Genomic DNA, 6,000 nt, shown 5'->3' with positions numbered 1-6,000 from the left:
GACCCCGTCGTCTTAACCACATTGGCACTCAGGCGGGTATCGTCAATGGGTCCCGTCTGAATGGCGGTGGCGGCCGTTAGTTGCGTTTGCAGGGCACTCAGGCTAGCCGTGTTGGTGGCAATGCCTGCAGTGTTGGCCGCAACGTTGGCGTTTGCCTGGTTGATGGCTTTGGTGACGGCCGCATTAGCGATGGCATTAGGGGAGGTCGCACTCAGGGCCGTGTCGACCGGCATGGAAGCCCCTCCGCTACCAGCGGGAATGGTGATGGTGGTAGACGTGCCTGTGCTGGTCACGGCTGCATTGACAAAGGTGTAGGTGTGGGTGCTGTCTTTGATAACGGCGCGTACCTGAGCGAGATCGGGCTTCTGATTCCAGGCCTCTTTCTCGGTGTCGGAGACAAAGCGCTGCTGGCTGGTTTGGGTGATGCGGGTGGGGTCGAGGGCGCTGATCCAGCCCGGGTTGGCGTACGACCCCGTCGTCTTAACCACATTGGCACTCAGGCGGGCATCATCCAGCGTGCCCGATGTTAACAGACTGGCATCGGTCGTCACGGCGGTCCCACTGCTACCTGTACCTGATGCGCCGGGAAGATTCAGCGAGTAGGCGCTTACGGCTGAGCTGACCGAAGTTCCATAAGGAACACCCTGGTCATTCAGAAAAAGAGAAGGAAAATAATAAGACGTACTCCCACCTACGATACCTACCTCTATCAGATCATTCGCTTCACGTACATTAACTTTTTCGTACGAATAGCTGATTGGATTGGAACCGTCTGCTTCTGCCCTGACCAGATGATCGTTGACACGATAGAGCCGGATCGCCGTCGTTTCAGACACCTGAGCTTGTAAAGAAATCACGCTGGCAAAAAAGAAGAACAGAAAGAATACGTGTTTCATAACGATTGAAATTGAGTTGATTAAGTAAACGAACACGTTAGCGATAACGCGTCGAATCGAGGTCAGCCAGCCGACTAAACCTGTGCAACAAACAGGCAGGTTGAACGGGCTGTCTACCAGGAGCTACTTCCAGTACGTATAAATGGGAGTGACAGCAAAAACGAGGAGCTGCCTGCGGCTACAGATAACTTGTTTTACGACTGGTTTGCGTTTTCCCGGCTGGTGCTTCCAGCGACTGTATTGTAATGATCTATCAAACAGATTGACAGGCGCCACAGCCGTTCGGGAGATGTTCGTTTGGAATGCTCCTGAAGAAATAACGCAGGGGAAAAACATGCCCAAAGTCTGGCATGCTCTGATGACATAGCGGGTACATTTTTGTTGAGTTGCTCATATTTATACGATTGGTGTTTAGTGAATAATCATTGCTGTTTTAGCCGTAACTATTCACCTGGATAGTATTGATGATTCCCGGGCAGACGCCCGTAGTCAGTCTCGACTCCAGCCGTAATTACTACTCACGTTGACGCTTTTACCAGTCATCCTGTTTCTACTGAAAGCTATGTCAATAGTTGGGTGGAAACCGGAAATTTATTTACGTGAATTCTGTTTACGAAGTGTAGACTTTTTGTACATAAAGTAGTCACCTTTTATCGTCGTTATCCTGCCATATTATTTGAAATTAGTCCTCAATTTTAGAATAAAAAAACATCCATTAAGTCCAAAAAGTCTTATAACGGCCTGACAAACTTAGGTCTGTAGAGATAAAAATAGACTAATTAATAACCTAGATCCTGTAGTTGACTAACATGAAGGATCAACACAGGCATTTCTCGTTTAGCCCCGTGGCCTAAACAAAAATAGGTACTGCTTTCATGTTGGCAAAAAGGTGCTATACGATTGGCTGGTTTATAACGGTGTAACAGTAAAGTATAAGTATAACTTATAGTGAGCCGTGGCTATTGATTTGTCTATTAAATTGACGTTAGTGTACATAGATAAGCTGTTGTTAAAGAGGGTTTGTTAAGCTATTCCTGATCATTATAGTCATAACAAATAGCGGCAGGAATGGAACCTATGGTAGATTACTGGCTAATAATCAATGTTATATAATAAAAAATGCGCTTTTAAATTATTAGGTATAATGGACTGTAATTCAAGTTTTTGATTTAACGTATAGCGGCTACAGTTATGATTTTACAGATTTAATTTTATGATCTATATGGCTGCTTTTATCCTGGTATAATCACGCATTTTGAGTTCTAAAAAAGTCTGTAAAATTAATACGTAATCTTTATATTTTTTCCTTCTAAAATGAATAGGGAAAATAAGCGAAAGTTACTAAGCGGTTAGTAAAAACGAGTTTAATTGTAGTCTTAATTCAATGTTGTAAGATTTATAACGTCTATTTTTGTGAACCATAAAATAGAGACATTCAAAAAGTTGTTGCCGTTTAGAAAAACACTCCGGTAGTCTCGGTCCGTAAAGCCTGGGATAATTTCCGAAAGAGCAAAAAAAACTTTACTGTCCACCCGATTTAATTAACTGCTTATGGCCCGTTTAATAAAGAAAGCTGTAGCTGCAAATTGCTGGCCAGTACAGCCATTAAGTGAGCGCTCAGATACGGATTCCTATCAGTCTAGTTTGTTCCTCACGTTAGTGACAATGGCTTTAATAAAAAATAGGCGTTTTCTATACGCGCTCGTGTTTCTTTTGCTTGGTGTTCAAGCTACGGCAGGCTATGCTAAGTCCGTTTTGTTGGCCGCAAGCGATGACACAGTTGTGTTGACTAAAAGTGAAACACCGGTTATCACAATGAATGGCCACATAACCCTTCCCAATGATGCCGGTAAGCGTGGCGCTAGTGTTGTTGTATCTGCCTCTGCAACATGCAGCTGCACGGTTGGTCGACCCGTTGGCGTACGCAGTGATGGCAAACCCTTAACGGCCGATTATCCAGTGGGCACAACAACCATTACCTGGAATGCCAAAGATGTTAACGGAAATGCAGCGGCTGCCGTTACCCAAACCATTACCGTAATTGACAGTGAAGCGCCGGTCATCAAGACCAATGGCAACAAAACGTTTACGTATAAGACGGGCAAGTGCGGGGTTGTCTTTGAGGCACTCGCCCTGGCTACCGACAACAGTTCGGTGGGTAAACCCAAAGCGGTACGTAGTGATGGGAAGCCGTTAAATGCCGAGTATCAGGCGGGTGTTACCACCATCACCTGGAGCGTAACGGATGGTAATGGCAATCCCGCAGCTGCCGTTACACAGACCATTACCGTAATTGATAATGAAGCACCGGTTATCAAGACCAATGGCAACAAAGTGCTGGCGAACGATGCCGGTAAGTGCGGGGCTGTTGTCGACCTGTTTGCGTTGGCTACGGATAATTGCTCGGTTGGTCAGGCCGTTGGCACACGTAGTGATGGGAAGCCCTTAACAGCCGACTATCCAGTGGGCACAACAACCGTTACCTGGAATGCCAAAGACATTAACGGAAATGCAGCGGCTGCCGTAACGCAAACTGTCACAGTAACCAATGCACCCCCCGTTCTAAGCCAGATCAAAGCACCTAATGACCCGATTAAGGCGGGTGACGAAGTTATCCTCAGTACCACTATTGCCGATAACAATGGCTGGCAGCTGGTATGGTACTGGGGCGATGGTACATCCTCGGCCGGAGCCATAGAGGGGACCGCCGGACGGGGAACACATCGGTATACCAGGGCTGGCGTTTACTCGGTTACCATTACGTTGACAGACATGTGCGGTAAATCGGCCAGCCAGGTACACCACTATGTTGTTATCTACGATGCCAGTGCCGAAGCCGCAATCGGCGGGAGTCCCTCTGTTTCGTCGGTGGGTGGCAGAGAGGCTGTCAAGACGCTGGACAGTGCCTTCCTGCTGCGAAACTATCCCAATCCATTTGCAGCGAAGACCGCTATAGAGTTTATCCTGCCAAACGGGGGCGACTACGCGCTGAGCATTCTGAATATGAAAGGAAGTGTACTGCGTACACTTCAAACCGGGAAAGCCCAGGCCGGTGTGCTGAATCGCGTAATATGGGAGGTTAAAGACTTGCCGACAGGTATGTACATCGGGCGGTTAACGACTCCGGAGGGCGTCAAATCCATAGAGTTGCTGGTTGAGTAAGGCCACGGCCTAGGTATAGTCCGATGCGTTGGGGGGGAACATGGCTGTTTTAAACCAATGAGCAGTGATCGCCTGACAGTCTGCTACCAACTGTTGAAAATTGTCCGATTTGATCAGGTGAGCACTGACACCTGATTCGTATAAAGCCTGAACCGTGGCTAACTCGGCAAACGAGCCTATGGCAATGACCGGAATAGATGACCTTGATGCGTGTGAAGAGTAACTTCGAAACTGCGAAAGAGCTTCCATTCGATCTGTAGGGGTCAGGAAGCACGCACTAAGGAAAACCAGCCAGGGTGCCTCGTGAGTTTCCTCCTCTATACGACGAAAATAGTCCATCAGGCCGGGCTTATCGTTAATTACCGCCAACTGGACGTTTGGTACGCTTTCTTCAAGAGCCAGGCAAAGCTCGACCGCATTGGCGGGATTATCCTCAAGCAGAAGAATACGGGGATTGAGGTACATGAAGTAGTTAACTAGTTGTGGATTTACGACAAATGTAGCAAAGCGATTTTGGCTCTGCATGGAGCCAGGCTTAACCTCATAAGCGTTTGAAAGTCAATAATATAGTCCTTTGATTGAGTAGACTTTGTGAAAGTGACTGATAATAAGTAAGTTAGATGTATATGGCTATATGTTTTACGAGTATATAGTGAGTCGATTCGTTTGTTTTTTTTAGCGTAGGCAAAATTTATTGAATGAATGGTATAAAATGACTTGTAAATACGTCTGTTTATAGTTTCACTTCCTAACTAATTCCGTAGCTATTGGTTCAGAAAAGTTTTCAGGGTTTTTCTGGTGAGACAACGATCATTAACGCTGGAAAGCGATGAGTTTATTTGATCAAAAGACTACAGGATGACCAAACGGGATATTGTTGTGATCGGCGCTTCGGCTGGTGGTGTATATGCGCTTAAAGAATTGGTTGCCTGCTTACCGGCCAATTTTCCGGCCATAGTTTTTATTGTTCAGCATGTCGCGGCTGATGCACCGAGTTATCTGCCGCGTATTTTTAATTATGCGGGTAAGAACAGAGCGTCCCACCCCGTCGATGGCGAAACCATCCGGCCGGGCCATATTTACGTCGCTCCGCCGGATCATCATTTGCTCATCGAAAACGAGACGGTGCTGGTTAAGAAAGGACCTAAAGAAAATCGATTCAGACCATCTATTGATGCCCTGTTCCGGTCGGCTGCTTATTGGTACGGTCCGCGCGTAATCGGTGTAGTGCTAACGGGTTTACTGAATGATGGCACATCGGTTATGTGGACCATAAAACAGTTGGCCGGGATTAGTGTCATTCAGGAGCCGGAAGAAGCCGCTTATCCCAGTATGCCGGAGAGCGTTCGGGAACACGTAGCGGTCGATTACTCCGTGCCGGTTAGCGAGATGGCTGATCTGTTGACCAGATTGACGCAGGAGACGGTCGGCGAACGGCCAATCCTTACCCGGGAGGATGCGATGGGTCTGGAAAAAGAAGTAAAGATTGCTGAACAGGAAAGTGCCTTTACGATGACAATCCTGGAAGATGGCGACCTCTCGCCCATGACGTGTCCCGAATGCCACGGCATATTAACAAGTATTCAGGAGGGTGGCCTCCTGCGCTATCGCTGTCATACCGGGCATGGCTACACGGCCGGTGCCCTGTTGGCCGGAGTAAAGCGTTCTGTAGAGGAATCGCTGTGGAATACCATCCGGGCGTTCGAAGAGACGGTGATGCTGCTGGAGAAAGCGGCAGAAACGCTGGAACAGGGTGGCAACGTAAATGCGGCTCAGGACTACCGGACTCAGATCAGCCAGGCTAAAGGAAAACTTGAAAAGCTGCGTCCGCTGGTGTTTGCCGATTGATTAACTCATCTGAAAACTCATAACAAATCCTGACGAAGTGTACCCTGGGAATAAGGCTTGTAAACTCTTATGTGACGTGACTTATGACCATTTT

4 protein-coding genes are annotated in these 6,000 nt (G+C 47.4%); 2 read left to right on the top strand and 2 right to left on the bottom strand.

Translation table 11 applies throughout. The annotated features are described in order from the left end of the window. Positions 1-896, bottom strand: an 896-nt coding sequence (locus ACYVJM_RS21740; protein ID WP_461150339.1) for a hypothetical protein, incomplete at its 3' end; no start/stop codon positions are given. Positions 897-2,711: 1,815 nt separating this feature from the next. Between ACYVJM_RS21740 and ACYVJM_RS21735 the strand changes: the two genes are divergently transcribed. After that, positions 2,712-4,058, top strand: a complete 1,347-nt coding sequence (locus tag ACYVJM_RS21735) for a PKD domain-containing protein (protein WP_461150338.1) — start codon at positions 2,712-2,714, stop codon at positions 4,056-4,058. A gap of 9 nt (positions 4,059-4,067) precedes the next feature. Here the strand turns inward: ACYVJM_RS21735 and ACYVJM_RS21730 are convergent, their stop codons facing one another. Next, positions 4,068-4,523, bottom strand: coding sequence for a response regulator (locus ACYVJM_RS21730; protein ID WP_461150337.1), 456 nt, complete (start codon positions 4,521-4,523; stop codon positions 4,068-4,070). Between the two features lie 393 nt (positions 4,524-4,916). Here ACYVJM_RS21730 and ACYVJM_RS21725 point away from each other — a divergent pair, with 393 nt between their 5' ends. Further along, complete coding sequence (locus ACYVJM_RS21725; protein ID WP_461150336.1) at positions 4,917-5,906, top strand: chemotaxis protein CheB; 990 nt, start codon at positions 4,917-4,919, stop codon at positions 5,904-5,906. Positions 5,907-6,000 lie beyond the last annotated feature (94 nt).

This window comes from Spirosoma pulveris (genome assembly GCF_054781875.1).
The sequence above is the reverse complement of the archived record's forward strand: the minus strand, read 5'-3'. Positions and strand labels throughout refer to the sequence as shown.